General features: G+C 70.4%; 18 protein-coding genes and 1 pseudogene. 12 read left to right on the top strand and 7 right to left on the bottom strand.

Annotated features, from left to right (window positions below):
- Nucleotides 1-26: 26 nt before the first annotated feature.
- The 3 genes and pseudogenes from AB0I03_RS21720 to AB0I03_RS21710 all read right to left on the bottom strand — a co-directional run bounded on the left by AB0I03_RS21720 (nt 27) and on the right by AB0I03_RS21710 (nt 3,166).
- Nucleotides 27-980, bottom strand: coding sequence for a beta-ketoacyl-ACP synthase III (locus AB0I03_RS21720; RefSeq protein WP_360415593.1), 954 nt, complete (start codon nt 978-980; stop codon nt 27-29).
- A 38-nt stretch (nt 981-1,018) separates the two neighbouring features.
- Nucleotides 1,019-1,903: pseudogene (locus AB0I03_RS21715) on the bottom strand (ACP S-malonyltransferase); the annotation flags it as partial.
- Nucleotides 1,904-1,996: 93 nt separating this feature from the next.
- Nucleotides 1,997-3,166: a helix-turn-helix domain-containing protein gene (locus AB0I03_RS21710; protein WP_360415591.1), complete on the bottom strand. Its 1,170-nt coding sequence runs from the start codon at nt 3,164-3,166 to the stop codon at nt 1,997-1,999.
- A 117-nt stretch (nt 3,167-3,283) separates the two neighbouring features.
- Between AB0I03_RS21710 and trxA the strand changes: the two genes are divergently transcribed.
- Nucleotides 3,284-3,682 carry a thioredoxin gene (gene trxA / locus AB0I03_RS21705; protein ID WP_360415589.1) on the top strand — a complete coding sequence of 133 codons (399 nt, stop codon included), beginning with the start codon at nt 3,284-3,286 and terminating at the stop codon, nt 3,680-3,682.
- Nucleotides 3,683-3,764: 82 nt separating this feature from the next.
- Here trxA and AB0I03_RS21700 read toward each other — a convergent pair whose 3' ends face one another.
- Complete coding sequence (locus AB0I03_RS21700) at nt 3,765-5,495, bottom strand: AAA family ATPase (protein WP_360415587.1); 1,731 nt, start codon at nt 5,493-5,495, stop codon at nt 3,765-3,767.
- A gap of 121 nt (nt 5,496-5,616) precedes the next feature.
- A complete protein-coding gene (gene aceE, locus AB0I03_RS21695) occupies nt 5,617-8,349 on the bottom strand; it encodes a pyruvate dehydrogenase (acetyl-transferring), homodimeric type (RefSeq protein ID WP_360415585.1) in 2,733 nt (910 codons plus the stop codon).
- A 377-nt stretch (nt 8,350-8,726) separates the two neighbouring features.
- On the opposite strand from aceE, the gene AB0I03_RS21690 reads away from it, so the two are divergent.
- Both AB0I03_RS21690 and AB0I03_RS21685 read left to right on the top strand, forming a co-directional pair.
- Nucleotides 8,727-9,143, top strand: a complete 417-nt coding sequence (locus tag AB0I03_RS21690) for a DUF3052 domain-containing protein (protein WP_360415583.1) — start codon at nt 8,727-8,729, stop codon at nt 9,141-9,143.
- A 206-nt stretch (nt 9,144-9,349) separates the two neighbouring features.
- Nucleotides 9,350-9,814 carry a peroxiredoxin gene (locus AB0I03_RS21685; protein ID WP_360415581.1) on the top strand — a complete coding sequence of 155 codons (465 nt, stop codon included), beginning with the start codon at nt 9,350-9,352 and terminating at the stop codon, nt 9,812-9,814.
- Between the two features lie 57 nt (nt 9,815-9,871).
- On the opposite strand, the gene AB0I03_RS21680 is transcribed toward AB0I03_RS21685, so the two are convergent.
- Together AB0I03_RS21680 and AB0I03_RS21675 are read right to left on the bottom strand one after the other, a co-directional pair.
- Nucleotides 9,872-10,822 carry a cation diffusion facilitator family transporter gene (locus AB0I03_RS21680; protein ID WP_360415579.1) on the bottom strand — a complete coding sequence of 317 codons (951 nt, stop codon included), beginning with the start codon at nt 10,820-10,822 and terminating at the stop codon, nt 9,872-9,874.
- A gap of 202 nt (nt 10,823-11,024) precedes the next feature.
- On the bottom strand, nt 11,025-12,785 hold the full coding sequence (locus AB0I03_RS21675; protein ID WP_360415577.1) for an ABC transporter substrate-binding protein: 1,761 nt from the start codon (nt 12,783-12,785) through the stop codon (nt 11,025-11,027).
- 468 nt (nt 12,786-13,253) lie between these two features.
- Here AB0I03_RS21675 and AB0I03_RS21670 point away from each other — a divergent pair, with 468 nt between their 5' ends.
- The 9 genes from AB0I03_RS21670 (at nt 13,254) to AB0I03_RS21630 (ending at nt 23,925) form a co-directional block, all read left to right on the top strand.
- Nucleotides 13,254-14,528, top strand: coding sequence for a sugar ABC transporter substrate-binding protein (locus tag AB0I03_RS21670; protein WP_360415575.1), 1,275 nt, complete (start codon nt 13,254-13,256; stop codon nt 14,526-14,528).
- A gap of 86 nt (nt 14,529-14,614) precedes the next feature.
- The gene (locus AB0I03_RS21665; RefSeq protein WP_360415687.1) at nt 14,615-15,514 is read left to right on the top strand and encodes a sugar ABC transporter permease; all 900 of its coding nucleotides are present in this window, start codon (nt 14,615-14,617) and stop codon (nt 15,512-15,514) included.
- Nucleotides 15,514-16,452 (top strand): carbohydrate ABC transporter permease, encoded by a 939-nt coding sequence (locus AB0I03_RS21660; protein WP_360415573.1) that lies wholly within the window; start codon nt 15,514-15,516, stop codon nt 16,450-16,452. Before AB0I03_RS21665 ends, AB0I03_RS21660 begins: the two co-directional genes overlap by 1 nt.
- Entirely contained in the window at nt 16,449-19,028 is a 2,580-nt protein-coding gene (locus tag AB0I03_RS21655; protein WP_360415571.1) for a beta-galactosidase, read from the top strand. Before AB0I03_RS21660 ends, AB0I03_RS21655 begins: the two co-directional genes overlap by 4 nt.
- Nucleotides 19,029-19,097: 69 nt before the next feature.
- The gene (locus AB0I03_RS21650) at nt 19,098-20,336 is read left to right on the top strand and encodes an ROK family transcriptional regulator (protein WP_360415569.1); all 1,239 of its coding nucleotides are present in this window, start codon (nt 19,098-19,100) and stop codon (nt 20,334-20,336) included.
- Between the two features lie 39 nt (nt 20,337-20,375).
- On the top strand, nt 20,376-20,996 hold the full coding sequence (locus tag AB0I03_RS21645) for a GyrI-like domain-containing protein (RefSeq protein ID WP_360415567.1): 621 nt from the start codon (nt 20,376-20,378) through the stop codon (nt 20,994-20,996).
- Nucleotides 20,997-21,025: 29 nt separating this feature from the next.
- Nucleotides 21,026-22,549: an FAD-dependent oxidoreductase gene (locus AB0I03_RS21640; RefSeq protein WP_360415565.1), complete on the top strand. Its 1,524-nt coding sequence runs from the start codon at nt 21,026-21,028 to the stop codon at nt 22,547-22,549.
- 80 nt (nt 22,550-22,629) lie between these two features.
- A complete protein-coding gene (locus AB0I03_RS21635) occupies nt 22,630-22,917 on the top strand; it encodes a metalloregulator ArsR/SmtB family transcription factor (protein WP_360415563.1) in 288 nt (95 codons plus the stop codon).
- Between the two features lie 15 nt (nt 22,918-22,932).
- Nucleotides 22,933-23,925: an LLM class flavin-dependent oxidoreductase gene (locus AB0I03_RS21630; RefSeq protein WP_360415561.1), complete on the top strand. Its 993-nt coding sequence runs from the start codon at nt 22,933-22,935 to the stop codon at nt 23,923-23,925.

The raw sequence follows: 23,925 nt of genomic DNA, 5'->3' as shown, positions 1-23,925 counted from the left end.
AGCCATGAGTTATTTCCTCTCGATAATTACGGGCAGCGGATGACTTGCCCGGCGTAGGTGAGTCCGCCGCCGAATCCGAACAGGAGGATCGGGGCGCCGGAGGCCACCTTGCCACTTTGTACCAACTTCGACAACGCCAGCGGCACCGATGCCGCGGACGTGTTGCCGGAGTAGACGATGTCCTCGGCGATGACGCAGTCGTCGCTGAAGTCGAGGCGCTTGGCGATGCCCTGGATGATCCGCAGGTTCGCCTGGTGCGGCACGAAGGCCGCGAGCTCGTTGACCTTGAGGCCCGCGCGCTCCGCGACCTGCTCGATGAGCGGCGCGAGCTGGGTGGTGGCCCAGCGGAACACGGTCTGGCCGGCCTGCTTGATGAACGGGACGTCCTCCTCGATGCGGATGACGTCGCTCATCGACGGCTCGGAGCCCCACACGACCGGGCTGATGGCCAGTTCCGGGTCGTCGGTGCCCTCGACCACGACCGCGCCCGCGCCGTCGCCGAAGAGGACGCACGAGGTGCGGTCCTCCCAGTCGGTGACGGCGGTGAGCTTCTCGGCCCCGATGACGATGGCGCGCTTGGCACTGCCGATCCGGATGGCCATGTCGGCCTGGGCCAGCGCGTACTCGAAGCCGGAGCAGGCGGTGTTGACGTCGATGGCCGCCGGCGTGCTGAGCCCGAGGGCCTCGGCGACGCGGCAGGCGGTGTTGGGGCAGGTGTCCTTGGCGGAGACCGTCGCGACGATGACCATGTCGATGTCGCCGGGGCCGTACCCGGAGTTCTCGAGGGCCTGCCGGGCGGCGTGGACGGCCATGTCGGCGACCTTCTCGCCGTCGGCGGCGATGCGGCGCTCCTTGATGCCGACGCGGGAGACGATCCACTCGTCGTTCGTGTCGACGATCTTGGACAGGTCCTCGTTCGTGAGGATCTTCTCCGGCTGGTAGTGGCCGACGCTGACGACACGCGATCCGATGACGCTCACTCGACTCCTTCGTTCGCTGCGAGTCCGGTGGCGACCGCCAGGTCCTCGGGGGTGTTCACGTTGACACGGTCGACGCCCTTGAGTGCCCGCTTGGCCAGTCCGGTGAGCGTCCCTGCAGGCGGCAGCTCGATGACCGCCGTGACGCCCAGTTCTCCAAGCGTACTCATGCAGGCGTCCCATCTGACCGGCGACGTGACCTGAGCCACGATCTGCTGCAAGGCGGTCTTACCGGAGGTCACGGCCTTGCCGTCGCGGTTGGACAGGAGCGTCCGCACCGGGTCGGCGGTGTCGATCCCGGCGGCGACGGCCTCCAGGGCCTCCTGCGCCGGGGCCATGTGCGGGGTGTGGAACGCGCCGGCGACCTTGAGCGGGATGATCCGGGCCTTTTCGGGCGGGTTCTGGGTGAGCTTCTCGATGGCGGCCACGGGGCCGGCGGCGACGATCTGCCCGGCGCCGTTGCGGTTCGCGGGCCAGGCGCCGGACGCCTCGATCGCGGCGAGGACCTCGTCCTCGACCCCGCCGAGGACGGCGGCCATCGTGGTCGGCTCGATGTTGCAGGCGGCGGCCATCTCGCGGCCGCGCACGGCGGCGAGGCGGACGGCGGCCTCGGGGGTGAGGACCCCCGCGATGGCGAGCGCAGTGAGCTCGCCGACGGAGTGCCCGGCGACGACCAGGTCGGCGGTGGCGAGGTCCCCGGTGAGGAGCCGTTCCGCCGCCAGCAGCCCGGCGGCCACGAGCAGCGGCTGGGTGTTGGCGGTGTCGGTGATCTCGTCCTGCCCGGCGGTCGTGCCGAGGCGGACGAGGTCGAGGTCGATGATCGAGGACCATTCGCGGAGGCGGGCCTCTGCGGAGGGGTCTTCGATCCACGGCGTCAGGAACCCGGGCTTCTGCGAGCCCTGCCCGGGAGCGAGAATGGCAAGCACACTATGACTTTCGCATCGAGGACAGCTGATACGGGAGCAGTCGGAGGACTGAAAGCCCGTTCGGTTCTTGTAGGGAATCTACAACACTCGTTGTCAACTGCGAGAACGCCGGGTGCCCGAAGCGTTCTCCAGGCGACCTATGGTCAACCCCACACGAAGGACGAACGCCTCATGCGGTTCGGTGGGGGAGAAACCGGTCACCTCCTGGATGCGGCGGAGGCGGTAGCGGACCGTGTTGGGGTGGACGTACAGCTCGCGGGCGGTCCCCTCGAGGACGCCGCCGGAGGAGATGAACGCGTCCATGGTCTCCAGCAGCTCGCCGCCCGCGCGGCGCAGCGTCATGTAGACGCTCTCGCGCAGGGAGCGGCGGGCCTCCTCGTCGCCCGCGATCGCCCGCTCCGGGAGGAGCTGGGTCGCCGTCACGGGCCGCGGCGCGTCCGGCCAGGCCGGAGCCGCCCGGTGCCCGGCCACGGCCGCCAGCGCGGACGTGGAGGCGTCCGCGAGGCCGGTCACGGTGGGGCCCACCACGATCGGGCCGTCGCCGAACTGCCCGGTGAGCTTCTCGACGATCTCGACGGGCTCTTTGACGCCGCCGAGGAGGAGCACGAGGCGGGCGCCGTGGACGCCCGCGAGGATGTCGAGTCCGAGCCGCCTGGCGGCGCGCTGGACCGAGTGGAGCACGAGGGTGGCCTCGCCGCCGGGGGTCGCGCCGCAGACGACGGTGATCGTCTGCGTCTCGGACCAGCCGAGGGCCGCGGCGCGGCTGATGAGCTCGTCGGAGTTGTCGCCGCGCAGCAGCGCGTCGACGAGCATCGCCTGGAGGCGCGCGTCCCAGGCGCCGCGGGTCTCGGCGGCCCGGGCGTACACGCGGGCGGAGGCGAAGGCGATCTCGCGGCTGAAGCGCAGCACCGACTCGCGCAGCTGGTCGGTCTCGCCGTCGGCGGCGAGCGCGGGCACCTGCTCCTCGACCACGTCGATGACGACCTGGATGAGGGCGACGGTGTGCTGCAGGCTGATGGCGCGGGCGAGCTCGACGGGGGCGGCCTCGAACACCATGTCGGAGGTGCCGAGGTCCTCGCCGCCGTTGCGCAGCCACTCGAGGAACTGCCGTACCCCGGCCTGTGCCACGAGGGTGACCATCGAGCGCTGCTCGGCGGGCAGGTCGCGGAACCAGGGCAGGCGTTCGTCCATCCGGGTGAGGGACTGCGTCGTCAGCGCCGATGAGGAGCGTTCGATGTTCTGAATGGTCGTGGCCAGATCCATGCCCTATAGCCTGCCAGACGTGGCGCGCGCCGCGCATGGCCGTCTGTCGGAATAGCGCGGCCGCCACTACTGTTGCGCGGAAGAGCACCACGACAGCCACGACAGAGAGGCGGCCCAATGGCCACGGTTGCACTGACCAAGGACAACTTCGAGGAGACCGTCACCGGCAACGGGATCGTGCTGGTGGACTGGTGGGCCGACTGGTGCGGCCCGTGCAAGATGTTCGCGCCCACGTTCGAGGCGTCGAGCGAGAAGCACCCTGACGTCGTCTTCGGGAAGATCGACACCGAGGACCAGCCGGAGCTCTCGGGCGAGGCCGGGATCCAGTCGATCCCCACGCTCATGGCGTTCCGCGACGGCATCCTCCTCTACAGCCAGCCCGGCGCGCTGCCGCCCGCCGCGCTCGAGGAGATCATCGAGAAGGTCAAGGAACTCGACATGGACGCCGTGCGCGCCGAGGTCGAGAAGGAAGAGGCCGAAGGCCACGACCACGACCACGAAGGCCACCAGCACTAAGCAGGTCGCCGAACGGGCGGGGCCGCGAGCGCAATGCTCGCGGCCCCGCCCGTTCGCCATGCGGTGCAACGGGATTCCACGGTCAGTGGCGCGGTCCGCCGCGCCGCTGCTGCGGCAGGCCGCCCGCCAGCTCGTGGAACGCGCCGACGGCGTCGGCCGTCTCGATGGTGGTGAGCTGCTCGGTCGTCAGGGTCGACGGCGACGGCTCGTGCGGCTCGTCGTGCGCCTCGATCAGGCGCAGGTCGCGCCGGGCCGCGGCCTTGCGGCACACCTCGCGGGCGAAGCGGGCGTTGCCGAGCGGGTCGATCGCGCCGGAGGCGACCACCGTCTCCAGCAGCTCCAGCAGGGCCTCCGCGGCCTCGCGCGAGAACCGCTCCCCGTCGGCGTCGAGCACGAGGTGCGCGATCTCGAGGAGCTCCGGCGCCGAGTACGACGGGAAGTCGACCACCGTGGGGAAGCGCGAGCGCAGGCCCGGGTTGGTGCCGAGCAGCCTGTGGATCTCGTCGGGGTAGCCCGCGAGGACGATGACGAGTTCATCGCGGCGGTTCTCGGCGGCCGTGAGGATCTCCTGCATCGCCTCGTCCCCGAACGCGTCGCCGCCCTCGATGCCCTCGTTCGCGAGGGAGTAGGCCTCGTCGATGAACAGGACGCCGCCCACGGCCTCCTCGATCTTCTCCCGGGTCTTCTGCGCGGTGTGCCCGAGGTGCTGGCCGACCAGGTCGCCGCGCTGCGTCTCCACGACCTTGCCGTGCTCGAGCAGGCCGAGACCGGCGAGCAGGTCCCCGACGATCCGGGCCACCGTCGTCTTGCCGGTGCCGGGCGGGCCGGTGAACACGAAGTGCTGCGGACGGCTCGCCGCCCGCAGCCCCCGCTCCTTCTTCAACGCCGCCATCCGGTACTGCGCCTCGAGCAGGTTGATCTGCTGCTTGACCGGTTCGAGCCCGATCATCTCGGCGAGCCGGCGCGCGGCCCGCTGCAGATGCGCCTCCCGGTCGTCCGCCGGCCATGCCGGCGCGATGTCCGGGTCCTCGTGCCGGACCATGTTCAGCTGGACCTTCGCCTGCGCCTTGTCCGCCCGCGAGGCGAGCGCCTGCTCGGCGAAGCCCTCGGCGTCGGGAGCGAGCCGGTAGGCGCGCTGGTAGGCCTTCGCGGCCTCCTCTGCCTTGCCGAGGCCCTGCAGCGCGTGGCCCCGGATGAAGGTCGTGTACGCCTCGAAGTACGGGTTGTCCGTGGCGTGCGCCAGGCCGTCGAGGACCTGCAGGGCCTCGTGGTAGGCCTCCAGGTGCACCAGCGACGATCCGAGGTAGAGCTGCGTCTCGTCGCCGATCGGGTTGCCCGTCTCGATCTCGCGCGCATCGGTGAGCACGCGCTCCCAGTCGCCCTGCTCGTACGCGCAGCGCGCCAGCAGGAACCGGGTGGCGTCGTCCTGCGGCTCGACCGGCTCCAGCTCGCGGCGGGCCCGCTCGTACTCGCCCCGCTCCACCATCCGCGCCGTCTGCGCGAGCCAGGCGTCCCAGGGGTTCTCCAGTGAGAAGCCGATGAACGACCCGAGCAGGAACGAGGACCGCAGCGGGATGCCCGTCTCCTCTCGGAGCCGCCCGGTGTACTGGTGGTGCTCGAGCATGCGCTGGAGCGCCTCGTCCTGCCGCTCCCCGCAGGCGTGGAGCCCGAGCCAGGCGTCGAAGCAGTGCGGGTCGTAGTCCAGCAGGTGCTCGAAGCAGTCCGCGGCCCGCACCAGGTCCTCGTTGCCGAGGAGTTCGACGCCGCGGACGAAGACGTCGGCGGCGGATTCGGACGCGGTGGAGTAGGGCATGGTCGCTCCGTGCAGAGAAGGGTCCGGCGAATGCCCTCACTGTAGCCAGCCGCGTCGAGCGCCGCGACACGCCGAACGGGCCGGGAGGCTTCCGCTTCCCGGCCCGTTTTCGTTGCGGCGCTTAGGAGTCGCCGCCCGCCTCGCCCGCTTCGGCGGCGGTCGGGTCGGTGATCTGGTACTTGGCGGCCGCCTGGGCCGCCAGCTCCGGCTTGACCTCGCCGCGGGCGGCGAGCTGCTGCAGCGCGGCCACGGCGATCGACTCGGCGTCCACGTTGAAGTGGCGGCGCAGGGCCCCGCGGGTGTCGGAGTGGCCGAAGCCGTCCGTGCCCAGCGAGGTGTAGTCGCCCGGCACCCAGCGGCTGATGAGGTCCGGCACGGCCCGCATGTAGTCGCTGACGGCGATGAACGGGCCCTCGGCGCTGGCCAGCTTCTTCGTCACGTACGGGACGCGCTTCTCGGCCTCCGGGTGGCGGAGGTTGTGGCGGTCGGCCTCGACGCCGTCGCGGCTGAGCTCGGTCCAGGAGGTGACCGACCAGACGTCGGCGGCCACGCCCCAGTCCGCGGCGAGCAGTTCGGCGGCCCTGGTGGCCCAGGACATGCCCGAGCCGGAGGTCAGCAGCTGTACTCGGGGGCCGGGGCCCTCCGCGGTCTGGACCTTGTGGATGCCCCTGAGGATGCCCTCGACGTCCACGTCGGCCGGTTCGGCCGGCTGCACGATCGGCTCGTTGTAGACGGTCATGTAGTAGAAGACGTGCTCGCCCTCGCCGTACATGCGGCGCAGGCCGTCCTGGACGATGTGCCCGATCTCGTAGCCGTACGCCGGGTCGTAGGAGACGACCGCCGGGTTGGTGTGCGCGAGGAGCAGCGAGTGGCCGTCCTCGTGCTGCAGGCCCTCGCCGTTGAGCGTGGTGCGGCCGGCGGTGGCGCCGATGAGGAAGCCGTTCGCGAGCTGGTCCGTGGCGGCCCAGATCGCGTCGGCGGTCCGCTGGAACCCGAACATCGAGTAGAAGATGTAGAACGGGATCATCGGCTCGCCGAGGGTGTCGCCCGCCGTGCCCGCGGCGGTGAACGCGGCCATCGAACCGGCCTCGTTGATGCCCAGGTGCATGAGCTGGCCCTGCTCGGACTCCTTGTAGGAGAGGAACAGGTCGCGGTCCACCGACAGGTACTGCTGGCCGTGCGTCGACCAGATCTTCGCCGTCGGGAACATCGCGTCCATGCCGAACGTGCGCGCCTCGTCGGGGATGATCGGGACCCAGCGCTTGCCGGTCTCCTTGTCCCGCATGAGGTCCTTGAGCAGGCGGACGAGCGCCATCGTCGTGGCGGCCTTCTGCTTGCCCGAACCGCGCTTGGCCGACTTGTACGTCTCCTCGCCCGGCAGGTTCAGCGGAATGACCGTGTTGCGGCGCTTGGGGATCGGACCGCCCAGGGCGGCGCGGCGCGCCTGCAGGTACTCGTCCTCGGCCGAGCCGGCCTCGGGCTTGACGTACGGCGGCAGGTACGGGCTGGCCTCGAGCTGCGCGTCGGTGACGGGCATCTCGAGGGCGTCGCGGAAGCCCTTGAGGTCGTCGAGCGAGAGCTTCTTCATCTGGTGGGTCGCGTTGCGGCCCTCGAAGGTCGAGCCCAGCTTGTAGCCCTTGACGGTGTGCGCGAGGATCACCGTCGGCTGGCCCTCGTGGTCCATCGCGGCCTTGTACGCGGCGTAGATCTTGCGGTCGTCGTGGCCGCCGCGGCGCAGGTTCCAGATGTCGTCGTCCGAGAGCGGCTGCGCGAGCGCCTTCGTGCGCGTGTCGCGGCCGAAGAAGTGCTCGCGGATGAACGCGCCCGACTCGGCCTTGAACGTCTGGAAGTCGCCGTCGGGGGTGGTGTTCATGAGGTTCACCAGCGCGCCGTCGGCGTCGGCGGCGAGCAGCGGGTCCCACTCGCGGCCCCACATGACCTTGATGACGTTCCAGCCCGCGCCGCGGAAGTACGACTCGAGCTCCTGCACGATCTTGCCGTTGCCGCGCACCGGGCCGTCGAGGCGCTGGAGGTTGCAGTTGACGACGAAGGTGAGGTTGTCGAGCTCGGCGCCGGCCGCGAACTGGAGCGCGCCGCGCGATTCGACCTCGTCCATCTCGCCGTCGCCGAGGAACGCCCAGACCTGCTGCTTCTTGGTGTCCTTGATGCCGCGGTCGTCCATGTAGCGGTTGAACAGCGCCTGGTAGATCGCGTTGATCGGGCCCAGGCCCATGGACACCGTGGGGAACTGCCAGTAATCGGGCATGAGCCGCGGGTGGGGGTAGGACGGCAGGCCGCCCTGGGGGCGGGAGACCTCCTGGCGGAAGCCGTCGAGGTCGTCCTCGGTCAGCCGGCCTTCCACAAAGGAGCGGGCGTACATGCCGGGGGAGGCGTGGCCCTGGAAGAAGATCTGGTCCCCGCCGCCGTCGTGGTCGCGGCCGCGGAAGAAGTGGTTGTAGCCGACCTCGTACAGGTTCGCCGCGGAGGCGTACGTGGAGATGTGGCCGCCCACGCCGATGCCGGGTCGCTGCGCGCGGTGCACGGTCATCGCCGCGTTCCAGCGCACGTATGAGCGGATGCGGTGCTCGATGGCCTCGTCGCCGGGGTAGTGCGGCTCGGCTTCCACCGGGATGGTGTTGACGTAGTCGGTGCTCGTGGACGCCGGTACGCCGATCTGGCGCTTGCGGGCGTGCTCGAGCAGCCGCTGCATGACGTAGCGGGCACGGGTGCGCCCGCCGCCGTCGAGGAGGCCGTCCAGGGATTCCAGCCACTCGCTGGTCTCCCCAGGGTCAGTGTCCGGTACTTGGGTCGGCAATCCGTCACTGATGGGCGGCCGGTTCTGTTCCGTGGTCACGGGCGATCCCTCGTTCTAAGACTGCGGCTTTGCAGGGTTGCTCTTCAGGCAGCAGAGTGTCTTCGTTTTCTACCATCCTCCCTTGAATCTACCGCGGCCATCAGGCACCCACCCGCCTTGATGCGACCGCGCCCACACTCCCCGCGACTGTGAAACGCGCTCACCTGCTACGCCGCGGACGCCGTCCCGGCAAGCGAGATCACCGCCATGTGAACGTGTCCGCACGAAGTCCCTCCGCGGCTTTGCGAAAGCCGCCGCGGACCGCTTTTCCCGCGCCTGCGCGAGCGCTGGATATGCCACGGCTCATATGGTCTACTTCATATGCTGTGCAGAGCAGAGCGGGACGCTCTGGCAGACCGACCAATGGAGGGGACGAAGTGAACGCTCCGAGCAGCCCGGTGGACTCATCGAGCGTGGTGCAGCGACTCGGGCTCGAAGGCGTCGAGTCCGTCATGGAGATCGGCTTCGACACCGATGTCGACGCCACCTTGCGCAGCGCCGTCGTCGAGGCGGTCGGCGAGCTCCTCGACGAGGACTCCGACGAGATCGTGGGCGCGGTCATCCTGTGGTGCCGCGAAGAGGACGGCGACCTGGTCGACCTGCTCCTCGACGCCCGTGATCCCCTCGCCGACGACGGCGTCGTCTGGCTCCTCACCCCCAAGGCGGGGCGGCGCGGGCACATCGAGCCGGCCGACATCGAGGAGTCCACGACCCTCGCCGGCCTCAAGTCGACGAAGACCCTGAACGCCTCCCCCGACTGGGTCGCGTCCCGCATGGTCGTCGCGCGCCGCTGAACCGCGGGCGCCGCTCACGACCGGGAGCTGCTGACCATCCTGCGCTTCTCACGACCGGGCGCTGCTCACGGCCCTGCGCATCTCACGGCACTGTCGCGCGGGTCCGCTTCGGGCGGGCCCGATGACCGGCCTGCGCGGCCGGCACTATCGTTCAGCGCATCACCGACCACCGCCCTCCGCCGAGGGCCGCACCGCGAGGAGCGCGCATGCCGATCGAGACCGGAACCAAGGCCCCCGGCTTCACCCTGAAAGACCAGAACAACCAGGAAGTGAGCCTCACCGACTTCCTCGGCGAGAAGCACGTCCTGCTCGTGTTCTACCCGTTCGCGTTCACCGGCGTGTGCGAGGGCGAGCTGTGCGGCATCCGCGACAACCTCGACGCCTACCAGAGCGACGACGTCCAGGTCCTCAGCGTCTCCGTCGACTCCCCGTTCGCCCACAAGGTCTGGGCCAAGCAGCAGGGCTTCGAGTTCCCGCTGCTCAGCGACTTCTGGCCGCACGGCGCGGTCGCCCAGGCCTACGGCGTCTTCAACGACGAGAAGGGCATGGCGAACCGCGGCACCTTCGTCATCGACAAGCAGGGCGTCGTCCGCTTCGCCGAGATGAACATGCCCGGCGAGGCGCGCGACCAGGGCGCCTGGCAGAAGGCCCTGTCCGAACTGGCCGCTTAAGACGAACCGCGAGGGCCGCCGGGGTCGCCCCGGCGGCCCTTCGCGCTTTCCAACGACCTATTCGGCGGCGCGCGCGGGGTCCGCTTCGCCCCACGGGCTCAGGAACACGTACATCACCATCGGATAGCGCTCGCGCAGCCGCGACTCCAGCTCCCGGCAGGTCCGCTCGATCTGCTCGCCGCTCGCGCTGTCGCTGAAGTCGATCTTGGCCGCGACGATCACCGAGGTCGGTCCGAGCTGGAGCGTCAGCAGGTCCTGGACGGCCGTAATGTGCGCGCCCGCCTCGAGCTCCGCCCGCACCGCCCCGCGGAAGCGCGGCGGCAGGCTCTTGCCGATGAGCAGCGAGACGTTCGCGTGGCCCAGCAGCACCGCGACGACGAGCAGGAGCGCGCCGATGAGGATCGAGGCGGTGCCGTCGTACACCGGGCTGCCGGTGATCTCGGTGAGCGCCAGGCCCGTCGCGGCCAGGAGCAGGCCGATGAGCGCGGCGAGGTCTTCGAGGAACACGGCCTTGAGGCTCGTGTCCGGAGTGTGCCGCAGGAAGGCCCTCGGCCGCACCGACCAGCGCTGCGACTCGCCGCGCAACTGCACGATCGTCCGTCCGAAGGAGACCGACTCGAGGACGAACGAGATCGCCAGCACGATGTACGAGAGCAGGTAGTCGCCCTCGGCGCCGTCGTGGAGGGAGTGGAAGCCGTGGGTGATCGAGAACAGGCCGCCGGCCACGAACGTGAGCGCCGCCGCGAGCGCGGCCCACAGGTAGGCGGTGCTGCCGTAGCCGAACGGGTGCCGCTCGTCGGCCGGTTTCGCGCTGTTGCGCAACGCGATGTAGAGCATGACCTCGGTGACGGTGTCGGCCGCCGAGTGCGCGGCCTCCGAGACCATCGCGGCCGAACCGCCGAGGATGCCCGCGATGAGCTTCGCGAGCGCGATGCCGAGGTTCATGAGCGCCGCGACGAGCACGGTGACGACGCTCTCGGAGTTGACGGTCGCCGGTGCTTCGCTCACGGCTCCGAGCCTATGCGAGCGGCACTGCCCGCGGCGACCGGTTCGCCCGTCCCGGAACGAAAGGGCCGGGCGCGGCGTTGCACCGCGTCCGGCCCGGTTCACTCATTCGCTTGCGGCGCTGTGCTGCTCACCCGCTCTTGGCGCTGTGCTGGCTATTCGCCTTCGGCGCTGTGCTCTCTATTCGCCTTCGGCACTCTGCTCTCTATTCGCCTTCGGCGAAGCCCCACTCGCCCACGTTGTAGAAGACCCGCATGGTGGTGGCCCAGTTGTCGCGCACGTTCACGACGTCCCTGTCGACCATGACCAGCTGCGGAGTCCACGCCAGCGGCAGCTGCACCGACTGGTCGAGGGAGATCTGCGCGGCCTCGTTGTTGAGCTCGGCGGCGCGGTCGCGGTCGAGGGTCGTGGCGAGCTCCGCCACGATCGCGTCCACCCGGTCGTTCTGGAACCCGGTGTGGTTGCCCTCGCCCCAGTAGTCGGCCGCCGAGGCCGCGAACAGCGGGGTCTCGATCCAGGAGAACAGGATGAGGTCCCAGTCGCGGGCCTCGAGCACCGAGTTCAGCTCGCCGCCGGGGATCGGGTCGGTGGTGAGGTCGATGCCGAGGTCGCCCAGGTAGGTGATGACCAGGTCCTGGATGATCGGCGTGAAGGCCTCGCCCTCGATGCCGGTGCGGAAGCGCAGCGAGACCGGCTCGCCCTCGGGGGTGAGCAGCGCGTCGCCGTCCCAGGTGTACCCGGCCTCCTCGAGGATCGCGCGGGCCGCCTCCTGGTCGCCCGAGCCGAGGCCGGAGTCGCCGATCTGGTCGGTGTGGTACTCCGAACCGGGGCGGAAGAGCACGTTCGTCATCGTCTCGGTGTCCTCGAACGCGGTGCCGTACGCGCGGGCGTTGATCTCGTCGGCGTCGATCGCGGTGAAGACCGCCCGGCGCAGCGGCTCGGCGGCGAGGAACGGGTTGTCGAAGTTCGCGTCGATGTGGGACCAGCCCGACTGGGGCGCGACGCTGTACTTCAGGTTCTCGTCGGCCGCGAGCTGGTCGAGGATCTCGGGGTCGAAGCTGGAGGGCGCGGCCCCGTGGACGGTGCCCTGCCGCAGCTCGGTCGCCATGGCGTCCGCGCCTTCGATGTACTTGAGCGTCAACGAGTCCAGCGTGGACTGCTGCGAGCCGGTCCACTCGGGGTTCGGCACGTACTTCGCGTAGTCGCCGAGCACGCCTTCGGTCATCCGGAACGGCCCGGCGCTGTAGTCGAGCGGCGGGTTCTCGGAGAAGTCGGCGACGGACGCGGCCATCACGGCCGGGTCGGTGCGCCAGTCGGCGTGGCCGCGGGCCTCGGCGATGTGCGCGGGGTGGGTGATGACCTGCGCGGCGTACCACTCGGCGTCGAGGTAGCCGTCCTTGTAGGTGACGACGATCGTGCTGCCCTCGCCCTGCTCGATGGAGGCCACATTGGAGCCGTAGTCGGTGGCGGGGGTGCACCCGGCGCACTGGGCCTCGTCGGAGGACGTGGCCTTCCAGTGCCACACGAAGTCGTCGAGGCCGATGGGCGTGCCCTCACCCCAGGTCGCCTCGGGCTTGAGGTGGTAGGCCACCGTCATCGGCGACTCCGCGAGCAGTTCGGGCCCTTCGGAGTAGATCCCGTCGTTGTAGTGGATCTCGCCCGCCTGGTCGTACGTGAACACGGTCGGGCGCAGCGGCTGGTTGATGATCGAAGTGGACAGGCTGGAGCCGTAGATGTCGGCCTGGCCCCAGGCCTCCCATTTGCCGCCCACGGCCCAGACCAGGTCGCCGCCGTCCTCGCGCGGCCCTGAGTTGCAGGTGGTGGGTTCGGTCAGGCAGTCCTCGAAGCCGACACCGGTCTCGGCGGCTTCGTCGCCGCCGCAGGCGCTGAGGCCCAGGGCGAGGACGGCGGTGGCGGCGGCGAGGCTGGTGGCTCGCAGGCCGCGGCGGGGTTGGTGCTCGGGCATAGCAGGCTCTTTCACGTCATTCAGGGGGAAGCGCTCATTGGCACGCATCACACCATAATGCCACCCGAAACAAAAGTCCACTAAAATGATAGGAATTCTGGTGCGTGCGGTCGCTCCGGATCAGCCGGACCTGCCATAGGTCAAGCGCCGCAACAGGATCTCGGCCGGTCCCCGGTTGGAGCGGCGCGCCGCATGGCCTCAGTGCACAGCGGCGACAGCAGCCAGGTCCCGCACGTCACCAGCAGGGTGCGGCGGGATCGGATCGGTCCGCGGTACCCGATGCCCCGATCAAAGTATCGACTGTGGAAACCGCGGTCAATGATCCTGTCATCGGGTGTTCACCGCGTCGAAATCGTTATCATGCGGCACTATCCCAACCCTTTATCTATGGGTTAGATTTTGCCTTGTCTTAACTCGCGCCGGCGGCCCGCCGGCGTCCGAACCCCCGACCGCAAGGAGGCGGAAGACATGGTGGAAATGGCTCGATGGCGCAGAGGTGCCGGGCTCGCGGCGACGGCACTGCTCGGAGCGGCGGCCCTGGCGGCATGCGGCGGCGGCGAAGCCGAGGACGACGGCACCCTCAAGATGGTCGTCTGGGGCGGTGACGCCGAGAAGGCGAACTACCAGGCCCGCATCGACCTCTTCGAGGCCGCGAACCCCGACACCAAGATCGAACTCCAGCTGATCCCCTCGGACCAGTACGAGCAGAAGGTCCAGACGATGATCGCGGGCGGCGACGGCCCCGACATCATGCAGGTGGCCGAGAACGTCAACTCCTACTCCTCCAAGAGCCAGCTCGTGCCGCTCGACGAGCACATCGAGGCCGCCGGCCTCGACATGGAGCAGCGCTTCGGCCCCGCCGGCGACCTCTACACCTACGAGGACCAGACCTACGCGATCCCCGACCGCTCGGGCGCGATGGTCGTCTTCTACAACAAGGACCTCTTCGACGCCGCCGGCGTCGAGTACCCCACCGCCGAGTGGACCCAGGCCGACGCCGAGGCCGCCATGGCCGAGCTGACCGACCCCGCCCAGAACCAGTGGGGCTACGGCGGCGCCGGCTGGTGGGCCCAGTGGTGGAGCTTCGCCTACCAGAACGGCGGGCAGATCATCGACGACAGCGGCCAGCCGACCGCGAACTCGCCCGAGGTCGTCGAAGGCCTCCAGTGGGCCAACGACCTCCAGTACCAGCACCACTACGCGCCCACCGCCGCCGAATACGCGGACATGGGCCCGGACATGGGCGGCGACCAGGCGTTCGCCGCGCAGACCGTCGCCATGAACACCACCGGGTTCTGGGGCATCATCGGCCTCAAGGAAGCCGACTTCAACTGGGGCATCGCCCCGATGTGGCAGGGCGACCAGCAGGCCGTCTCCGGCTTCGGCTCCGGTCTCGCGGTCACCCGCGACGCCGCCAACCCCGAGCAGGCCTTCGGCGCCATCGACTTCCTCACCGACACCGAGGCCCAGACCGTCGTCATCGACGAGGCCCTCGACGTCCCCGCGAACCTCGAAGTGCAGCAGTCCGACGCCTTCCTCAAGCCCTCCTGGGCCCCCGAGGGCCTCAACATGGGCGCGTTCGGCGAGTCCTCCGAGTTCATCTTCCGCGCCCCCTTCATCCCGGAGTGGAACGAGATGATGGCCGCGTTCGACGACAACCTCGGCACCTTCTGGAACGAGGGCGGCGACGCCAAGACCGAACTGGACAAGGTCCAGACGCAGCTCGAGTCGATCATCGAGTAGCAGGACACTCCATGTCGAACGTCGTCGTCGACGAAGCCCCCGGCGCCGCGCGCGAGTCGCGCGGCGCCGGGAGGCGTCGCCCCAAGATGTCCAAGCGGCGCAAGAAGGAAGCCCTCTACTTCTGGCTCTTCATCTCGCCGTGGCTGATCGGATTCGTCGGGTTCCTGCTCGGCCCCATGATCGCCTCCGTCTACATCTCGCTGACGGAATGGGACTCCTTCACGCCGCCCGAATGGGTCGGCCTGGATAACTACGCCAAGGCGCTCACCGAGGACCCGATCTTCTGGAAGGCGCTCTGGAACACCTTCTTCTTCGCCGCCGTCTCCGTGCCGCTCGGCCTCATCATCGGCGTGTGGCTCGCGAACCTGCTCAACAAGCGCGTCAAGGGCCGCAAGCTCTTCCGCACCTTCATCTACCTGCCCACGCTCGTCCCGCTCGTCGCGACCGCGATGGTCTTCAAGATGGTCCTCGCGCCCTCAGGCCCGCTCAACGACCTGCTCGGCTGGTTCGGCATCGACGGCCCCGAATGGCTGCTCAGCGCGACCTGGATCAAGCCCGCGCTGATCATCCTCTCCGTGTGGGGCGCCGGCGGCGCCACGGTGCTGCTGCTCTCGGCCATGAACGGCATCCCGCGCGAGCTCTACGAAGCCGCCGAGATCGACGGCGCCAGCCCGTGGCGCCAGTTCTGGTCCGTCACGTTCCCGCAGATCACCCCGGTGATCTTCTTCAACCTCATCATGGGGCTCATCGGGGCGTTCCAGATCTTCTCGCAGGTGTACATCCTCGCGCCCGGCGGCAACGTCGGCGGGCCCGACAACGCCAGCCAGATGATGGTGACCCTCCTGTTCCAGGAGGCGTTCTCCTTCTACCACTTCGGTTACGCGTCGGCGGTCGCCTGGCTGCTCTTCGTCGTGATCTTGCTGTTCACCCTGCTCGCCTTCCGCACCGCCGGCAAGTGGGTCTTCTACGAGACGGAGGTGAAGTGATGGCAGTCCTTCCCCCGACCGCGGTCACCGAGCAGGCGGCCCCGGACGGCCGCAAGAAGCAGAACACGGACGACACCGCCCAGAAGCGGCTCTCCGTCTTCAAGGCCTCGCCCGCCACCTACGCGGTGCTGCTCGTCGTCTCCGCGATCTTCTTCGTGCCGTTCATCCTCATGATCTCGATCTCGCTCGCGAGCGTCCAGACCAGCGCCGAGAACGCGTTCACCGTGTTCCCGACCGAGTTCGAATGGCGCAACTTCACCGAGGTCTTCACCGGGACCGGGCTGCCCGTGGGCCGCTTCATCGGCAACTCGGTCATCATCGCGACCCTCTCCGCGGTCGGCCAGGTCATCTCGTCCTCGCTCGTCGGCTACGCCTTCGCGCGGCTGCGGGCACCGGGCAAGAACTTCATGTTCATCCTGGTGCTCGCCACCATGATGATCCCCGCGCAGATCACGATGATCCCGCAGTTCCTGCTGTTCAAGGAGCTCGGCTGGGTCAACACCTACCTGCCGCTGATCGTCCCGAACTTCTTCACCAACGCGTTCAACGTGTTCCTGGTGCGGCAGTTCGTCTCCCGCATCTCCAACCAGCTCGACGAGGCGGCGCAGGTCGACGGCCTCGGCTATTTCGGCGTCTACCGCCGGATCATCCTGCCGATGATGTGGCCGATCCTCACGGCCATCGCGATCTTCACCCTCACGCACGCGTGGGGCGACTTCATGGGCCCGCTCATCTACCTCAACTCCGAGGAGTCCATGCCGCTCGCGCTCGGCCTGCAGTACATGACCAGCACGAGCAACGCGATGCAGCTGCCGCCGTGGAACCTCATCATGGTCGGGTCGATCATCCTGACCCTGCCGATGATCGTCATCTACTACCTCGGCCAGAAGTACCTCTACGAAATGAACCTCCAAGGTGGAAGTGCTGGTGTGAAGTGACTGATCCGTCCACCGCGACCGTCCGGCTCGGACGCTCTGGGCTCGTCCTCGACGACCGCGAGGAGACCCTCCTCTGCGCCTCGCTGTTCTACTTCCGGCTGCCCCGCGAGGTCTGGGAGGCCCGGCTCGCGCAGGTGCGCGCCACCGGCTACCGCGCGATCGACGTCTACCTGCCGTGGAACTTCCACGAGACCGCCCCGGGCGTGTGGGACTTCGAGGACCGCCGCGACGTCGGCGCGTTCCTCGACCTCGCCAACGCGGCCGGCCTCGCGGTCATCGCCCGCCCCGGCCCGTACATCTGCTCCGAATGGGACGGCGGCGCGCTGCCCGCATGGCTCGCGCTCGAAGACGGACTCCAACTGCGCCAAGCCGAACCGAAGTTCCTCGCCCAAGTGGAGCGTTGGTTCGATCAGGCGATGCCGCTCCTCGCCGAGCGCCAGTGGGGCCGCGGCGGCAGCGTCGTGGCCGTCCAGCTGGAGAACGAGCTCGACTTCTTCGACACGCACGACCGCCACGCCTACCTCACCGCCCTGCGGGACATGGCCCTCGGCCACGGCATCGACGTGCCGCTCATCGCCTGCGCCGGCCAGGGCGACCTCATCGGCGCCACGGGCGGCGTCGACGGCGTCGTCCCGGCGTTCAACTTCTACCCCGACGACCGCTCGCCGTTCGTCGAGGCCGAAGTGCGCCGCTACGCCGACCTGGTGGGCGCCAAGGGGCTCCCGCTGCTCGTCACCGAGACCAACCGGGCCCACGCGACCCTGCGGCGGCTCATGGTGAGCGGCGCGACCCTGCTCGCGCCGTACCTCCAGGCCTCCGGCTACGACCTCGGGTACACGCCCTCGGTCGGCAACTGGGGCGACCCGGGCGGGTTCATGACCCACGACTACGACTTCGGCGGGTTCCTGTCCCCGGTCGGCGAAGCGCGGGCCGAGACCGCCGACGCCCGCGCGCTCGCGGCCCTGGCCCGCACGCTCGGTCCCGCACTCGCCCGCGCCACCACCGCTGCGGCCGAAGGCATCAGTGTCAACGTCCCGACCAGCGACTCCCCGTCGCTGCTCCGCCTCGACGGCGGCGGCACGCTCACCGGCGTGCCGAACCTCGGCGAACGGCCCGGCAAGGCCGCCTTCGCCACTGCGAACGGCGAGATCGCGGTCGAACTCGCGCCGCTCTCGTGCGCGCTGGTCACCCGCGACCTCCCGCTGGAGCGGTTCGGACTGCCCGGCACGCTGCGGTTCTCCTCGGCGGACCTCGTGGACGCGGGCCCGGAGGGCCTCACGGTCGCCTCGCGCGGCGCGAGCGTCGTAGTGGTCGAGACCGCGGACGGGGAGCTCGTCACCGGCGAGCACACGCCCGAGCTCGGCGAGCGCTTCACCATGGCCGTCACCGCGGGGACCTCGCAGTGGCACCTCGTGTTCCTCCACACCGACGACGTGCCCGCCCCCGGCGGGGAACGGATCGTCTTGGGCGGCAACGAGAGTGAGCCCGAGGCGATCACTGAAGCGGTCCGCATCGACCTCGAGACCCGCACCGGTGAGACCTCCCGGCACGACCTGCCCCCGGCCTCGGAGGAGGTCGGCGTCTACCGCGGCCGCACCCACTACGCGGCCTCGGTCGAGGGCGTCGGCGAACTGCTCATCGCAGGCGCGGGCGACATCGTCGACCTCGCGCTCGACGGCACCGCACTGCCGAGCTTCGCGAAGTTCGGTGCGACCGTTCGCCTCCCGGTCCAGGGCGCGGCGCGGCTCGACGCCACCGTGGAGACCTGGGGCCACGCGAACTTCGACGACTCGCGCCTGCCCGGCCTCGCGATGGGGTCGCTGCGCGGCCTCGGCCGCGTCTGGGCGGTCGCGTCGAGCGAGGACGTCACAGCACTGTGGACCGTTGCAGGCGGCGAGCAGTGGGCGGGCGACCCCGCACCCGTGCGGACCCTCGCGGGCTGGAGCAGCACTCGGATCGGACGCCCGGTCACGTACCGGCGCACCCTGCCCGTGGACGGCACGAGCCACTACGCGCTGCACCTCGACGGCCTCCAGACCCCGTGCGAGATCACTGTGGACGGCATCTCGCGCATCGTGAGCCCGAACGACCCGTGGGTGCGACTCACCCCCGGCGAGGGCCGCGATGTGGCGATCACCATGGCGCACTGGCCGGTCGACAGCGGCGGCGCTGCCCTGCTCCGACTGGAGCCTGTGCGAGACTGGCAGGTCGAGGCGCAGCCCGACCACGCCCTGCTCGCACTGTCCCAGAAGGACGGCAACGGCACCGCGGTCGTGCTCCCGCTCGAACTCGCTCCGGGGGAGGAGGCCTGGCTGGACGTGCCCGTCCCGCCAGGCGGCCGCTCCCTGCGGTTCGAGGGCGCGCAGGTGCGCGTCAGCGCGTTCGCGCGCGGCGAACTGCTCGGGCGCGTGTGGCTCGACGACGCGGCCCGGCCGAAGTTCACCGGCGGCGACCCCGGTCGACTGTGGATTCCGGGATCATGGAACACCGGCGCGGTGCGCCTGCTGGTCCACGGCACCGCCGGCGGCGACCGGCCGCGCCTCGCGCGCGTCACCGCCGCCGCCTCGCCGGAATGACCTCAGGGGGTGTCCGGAGATCCCCCGCCCGGGATCACCGGACGCCCCAGTAGCTGCACAGGAGCCCACATGGCCGTCACCAGGCGCACCTCGCGCGACATCCGCAGCGAGTCGCGGCTCGACGTGCTGCACGCCCTGCTGGCGGCGGGCGAGGCGAGCCGGGGCGACCTGGCCGCCTCGACCGGCCTGAGCAACGCGACGGTGGCCACGGTGGTCAGCGACCTGCTCGAAGGCGGCATCGTCACCGAGGCGCGCCGCACCGGCGGTCGCATCGGACGGCCGACGACTACGTTGCGGCTCAACGGGAACCGCGGCCGGATCGTGGGCGTCGACGTCGCGGAGACGTACGTGCGGGCGACCGTGTTCGACTCCGCGCTCGACGAGCTGGCCTCCGCCGAGGTCGCCACCGACGAGCACCAGGACGAGCACGACTACGTCGCCGACTCCATCGTGCAGGCCATCGACCGGGCGCTCGGGCAGAGCGCGGCCGAGGGCGCTCCCGCCACCCGCGACGACGTGCTCGGCGTGGGCATCTCGCTCCCCGGCGGCATGCAGCGCCGGGCCGAGGTCGCCGTCGTCGTGCCGAACGCGCCGTGGCTCCACGTGGACCTGCTGCGCGAGCGCATCGGCCTGCCGATGGTCGTCGACAACCCGCTCAAGGCGATCGCCACCGCCGAGCTCTGGTTCGGCGAGGGCCGGCGGCACAAGAGCATGATCACCGTCAACCTCGGCACCGGTGTGGGCGCCGGGATCGTCCTGGAGGGCACCATCCTCCGCGGCGCGCAGAACGGCGCGGGGGAGTGGGGCCACAGCCTGCTCGCCCTCGACGGCCGCCGGTGCCGCTGCGGGCGTGCGGGCTGCGTCGAGGCCTATGTGGGCGCGGCGGGCATCCAGCAGACGCTCGCGGCGATCGCGCCGGACCACCCGCTCGCCGCCGTCCCCATGCAGCGCGATTTCATCGCGGCGTTCGCCGCCGCGCTCGAGTCTCCGGCGCACCCGGCGCTGACCGAGACCCTCGAACGCACCGCCCGCTACCTCGGTTCGGCGATTGCGGACCTGTGCGCGATCGTCAACCCCGAGATGATCACCCTGACCGGTTGGACCGCCTGGGCCCTCGGCGACCACCTCGTGCCGGCCGTGCGCCGCCGGGTGCTCGAGGAGGCCCCCGGCGACTCCGCCGCCGACCTCGCGATCGAGGTCTCCACGGTGCGCGGCAACTCGGTCGCCACGGGCATAGCGACCATCGCGTTGGAGCGCTTCCTCGGCGACGTCGGGCTCGTGACCACCCGGGTGCCGACCGCCATCTGACCCCGCCCGCGTGTCGGCGGCGGATGGGAGACTGCGGGCATGGAGAAGTACGACGTCAAGAAGGCCCACAAGCAGCTGTACTCGCCGCCGAAAGGCGCGTTCGCCGTCGTCGAGGTGCCGGAGTTCCGGTACCTGGCGGTCGACGGCAAGGGCGACCCGAACACCGCGGACGCGTACGCGGACGCCGTCGCGGCCCTGTACGGGACGGCGTACACGCTGAAGTTCGCCAGCAAGCGGACCCTCGGCCGCGACTTCGTGGTCGCCCCCATGGAAGGGCTGTGGCGGGCCGACGACCCGGCCGCGTTCCTCACCCGCGACAAGGACGCCTGGGAGTGGACCATGATGATCGGCCAACCGGAGTGGGTCACCGAGGAGATGGTCGTGGCCGCCGCGGGCGAGGCCGCCGCGAAGCACCCGAACCCGGCGTTCGAGCACCTGCGGCTGGTCGCCTTCACCGAAGGCCTCTGCGTCCAGACCCTGCACATCGGCTCGTACGAGGCCGAGACGCCGGTCCTGCAGCGCCTGCACGAGCACTACCTGCCGTACAACAAGCTCACCTTCAACGGCGACCACCACGAGATCTACCTCAGCGACGCCCGCCGCACCGCGCCCGCGAAGCTCAGGACCATCCTGCGCCAGCCCGTCAAGCCCCTGGAATGACCCGCTGACCCCCGGGGTACTCCGAGGGCATGAACCCACCGCTGGTGCTGCCCGAGTCCTACTGGATCGCCTCGACCGAGGCCACGACCTACCCGGCCGCGGCCGACACGGTGACCACCGAGGTCGCCGTCGTCGGCGGCGGCATCGCGGGGCTGTGCACGGCCTGGGAGCTGGCCCGCGCGGGCCGCTCGGTGGCGGTGATCGAGGCCGACCGGATCGCCGCCGCGGTCACCGGCAACACCACGGCCAAGCTCAGCGCGCAGCACGCCGCCATCTACGCGCACCTGCGCGACGCGTTCGGCACCGCGGCGGCCCGCGACTACGCCGAGGCGCAGACCGGCGCGATCGCGCACGTGGCCGCGATCGCGGAACGGCTGGGGATCGACTGCGAGCTCGAGCGGGCGCCCTCGTTCGTCTACACCGAATCCGAGGAGGGCGTCGCGGCAATGCGCGAGGAGGCCGAGGCCGCCCGCGAAGCGGGCCTCCCGGCCTCCTTCACGACCGAGACCGGGCTGCCGTTCCCCGTCGCGGGCGCCGTCCGGGTGGAGGACCAGGCCCAGTTCCACCCGCGCCGCTTCCTGCTCGCGCTCGCCGCGGACCTGACCGCGCAGGGCGCCAGGATCTTCGAGGAGTCGCGCGTGACCGGCCTCGAGACCGACGACGGCACGCACGTCCTCGCCTTCGCGGGCGGCGGCGAGGTCCGCTGCGACCAGGTCGTGATCGCCACGCAGTTCCCGGTGATCGACCGGATCAAGCTGTTCGCGCGGCTCACGCCCCGCCGCGAGCTGGTGGTCGCCGGAGCGATCCCCGAGTCGGCGGATCCCGGCGGCATGTACATCACCGGCGAGCAGGGCACCCGCTCGGTGCGCACCGCGCCTTACGGCGAAGGGCGGCGCCTGCTCATCGTCACCGGCGAGGCGTTCACCCCCGGCGACGCAGGCACCGCCGAGAGGCTCGACCGCCTGACGGCGTGGACGACGGAGCGGTTCGGGGTCGAGTCGATCGAATACCGTTGGGCCGCACAGGACTACACCACCACCGACCGGGTCCCGTTCGTCGGCGAGCTGTCCGGGGACGACGGCGTGTACGTCGCCTGCGGCTTCGGCGGCTGGGGGATGAGCAACGGTGTGGCGGCGGCGCGGACCATCGCCGCGACGATAGCGGGCACGCCGCCGCGCTGGGCCGAGCTGTTCGGCCCCGGGCGCTTCCACCTGCTGCGGGAAGGCGGCAAGCTCGCGAAGGCCCAGTCGAAGGTCGTGGGGCACTTCATCGGCGACCGCCTGCCGCACGCCGCCCCGTCCGAGCCCGAGGAGCTCGCGCCCGGCGAGGGCGCGGTGATGCGTATCGGGGGCGCGCTCCGGGCCGTCTACCGGGACGAGGACGGCGGCCTGCACACCCTGTCGGCCACGTGCACCCACCTCGGCTGCGTCGTCGGCTTCAACGACGCCGAGCGGAACTGGGAGTGCCCGTGCCACGGTTCGCGGTACGCCCCCAGCGGCGCCGTCCTCCAGGGGCCCGCGACCTCGCCGCTCGAGGCGCACCCGCACCACTGACCCGTGACCGGCTTCATGATGCCGCCGGCCCGCCGCCGAGGTATGTTTCGTTAATTAGCGAAATAGCGAAGGGGGCGACCGTGATCGACGAGTGCAAGGCCCTCTCCAACGAGACGCGCCTGCGCATCCTCAACTGGCTCAAGGACCCTGAAGCCCACTTCCCGTGCGGTGACACGGCGGAGCTGGGCGTCTGCGCGGGCCTCATCCAGCAGAAGTCGGGCGCCTCCGCCTCCACCGTCTCCGCGCACCTCGCGGTCCTCCAGCGGGCCGGGTTCCTCCAGGCCACCAGGCGCGGCCAGTGGATCTACTACCGCCGCGACGAAGCGCGCATCCGCGCGTTCACCGAAGACCTCCACCGCACTCTCTGAGAAAGGCCCCCGATCATGCCCGCAGCCCTGTCGATCCTCGACCTGGCGCCGATCGCGCCGGGACGCTCCGCGCGCGAAAGCCTCGCGGCGAGCGTCGAACTCGCCCGCGCCGCCGAACGCAGCGGCTACCGCCGGGTCTGGTACGCCGAGCACCACAACATGCCGACCATCGCCTCCAGCGCCACGGCCGTCGTCATCGGCCACGTCGCCGAGCACACCGACTCCATCCGGCTCGGCGCCGGCGGCATCATGCTGCCCAACCACTCCCCGCTGGTCATCGCCGAGCAGTTCGGCACCCTCGAGACGCTCTTCCCCGGCCGCATCGACCTCGGCCTGGGCCGCGCGCCCGGCACCGACCGCCAGACCATGCGCGCCATCCGCCGCGACGCGACCTCCGCCGACACGTTCCCGCAGGACGTGCTCGAACTCCAGGGCTACCTCAGCGGGCAGTCGCGGGTGCCGGGCGTCCAGTCCGTGCCCGTCCCCGACACCGAAGTGCCCCTGTACCTCCTTGGCTCCTCGCTCTTCGGCGCACAGCTCGCCGCGCAGCTCGGCCTGCCGTACGCGTTCGCCTCGCACTTCGCGCCGGACGCGCTGTTCGAGGCGGTCGCCGCCTACCGCGAGGAGTTCCAGCCCTCGGAGCAGCTGGACCGGCCCTACGTGATCGCCGGCGTGAACGTCTTCGCCGCGGAGGACCGCGAGGAGGCCGAGGCCCAGCGGGAGATCTCCTACCGCAACCGGACCCGCGCCTTCATCAAGCGCGGCCAGGGGCAGCAGGAGTTCAGCGACGCCGAGGTCGACGCCTTCCTCGCCTCCGCGGCAGGGCAGCAGCTCGCGTCGATGACCAAGTATACCGCCACCGGGTCCCCTGAGGACGTGCGCGCCTACCTCGAGGCGTTCGCCGAGTCCGTGCGCGCCGACGAGCTCATCACCGCCCACCACGCCCAGGAGGTGCCCGACCGCGTCCGCTCGGTCGAGCTCACCGCGAAGGCCATGGGCCGCCGCTAG

It is taken from the genome of Glycomyces sp. NPDC021274, from assembly GCF_040641195.1.
Classification (GTDB): domain Bacteria; phylum Actinomycetota; class Actinomycetes; order Mycobacteriales; family Micromonosporaceae; genus Glycomyces.
Note: the sequence above shows the minus strand (reverse complement) of the source record. Positions and strands in the feature narration are given on the sequence as shown.